We start from the raw sequence: 1,378 nt of genomic DNA on the forward strand, positions 1-1,378 counted from the left end.
GTACGGCTCGCTTGAGCTTCTCCCAAGTAGCACGGGGCCCGAGAAATCCCGTGTGAATCTGGCGGGACCACCCGCTAAGCCTAAATATTCCCTGGTGACCGATAGCGGATAGTACCGTGAGGGAATGGTGAAAAGTACCGCGGGAGCGGAGTGAAATAGTACCTGAAACCGTGTGCCTACAAGCCGTGGGGGCAGTCCTTCGGGGCTGTGACTGCGTGCCTTTTGAAGAATGAGCCTGCGAGTTTGCGGTGTGTAGCGAGGTTAACCCGTGTGGGGTAGCCGTAGCGAAAGCGAGTCCGAATAGGGCGTTTGAGTTGCATGCCCAAGACCCGAAGCGGAGTGATCTAGCCATGGGCAGGTTGAAGCGCGGGTAAGACCGTGTGGAGGACCGAACCCACCAGGGTTGAAAACCTGGGGGATGACCTGTGGTTAGGGGTGAAAGGCCAATCAAACTCCGTGATAGCTGGTTCTCCCCGAAATGCATTTAGGTGCAGCGTCGCGTGTTTCTTGCCGGAGGTAGAGCACTGGATAGGCGATGGGCCTTACCGGGTTACTGACCTTAGCCAAACTCCGAATGCCGGTAAGTGAGAGCGCGGCAGTGAGACTGTGGGGGATAAGCTCCATGGTCGAGAGGGAAACAGCCCAGAACACCGACTAAGGTCCCTAAGCGTGTGCTAAGTGGGAAAGGATGTGGAGTCGCAGAGACAACCAGGAGGTTGGCTTAGAAGCAGCCACCCTTGAAAGAGTGCGTAATAGCTCACTGGTCAAGTGATTCCGCGCCGACAATGTAGCGGGGCTCAAGCACACCACCGAAGTCGTGTCATTGCAGCAATACTCCCAACGGAGGCTGTGATGGGTAGGGGAGCGTCGTGTGCCGGGTGAAGCAGCCGAGGAATCGAGTTGTGGACGGTTCACGAGTGAGAATGCAGGCATGAGTAGCGATACAAGAGTGGGAAACTCTTGCGCCGATTGACCAAGGGTTCCTGGGTCAAGCTGATCTGCCCAGGGTAAGTCGGGACCTAAGGCGAGGCCGACAGGCGTAGTCGATGGACAACGGGTTGATATTCCCGTACCCGCTTTGAAGCGCCAACGTCGAACCTCTTGATGCTAAGCCCGTGAAGCCGGCCCGGAGTCTTCGGACAAAGGGACGTGGTGGAGCCGGTGACCCAACGGGGTAGTAGGTGAGCGATGGGGTGACGCAGGAAGGTAGTCCAGCCCGGGCGGTGGTAGTCCCGGGGTAAGGGTGTAGGACGTTGCGTAGGCAAATCCGCGCAACACGTAGTCTGAGACCTGATGCCGAGCCGATTGTGGTGAAGTGGATGATCCTATGCTGTCGAGAAAAGCCTCTAGCGAGTTTCATGGCGGCCCGTACCCCAAA

General features: G+C 57.5%; 1 rRNA gene. It reads left to right on the top strand.

Features of this window, described 5'->3' with window-relative positions:
• Positions 1 to 1,378, top strand: a 23S ribosomal RNA gene (locus tag ACZ3J7_RS41050); the annotation flags it as partial.

This window comes from Kitasatospora sp. NPDC015121 (assembly GCF_055562955.1).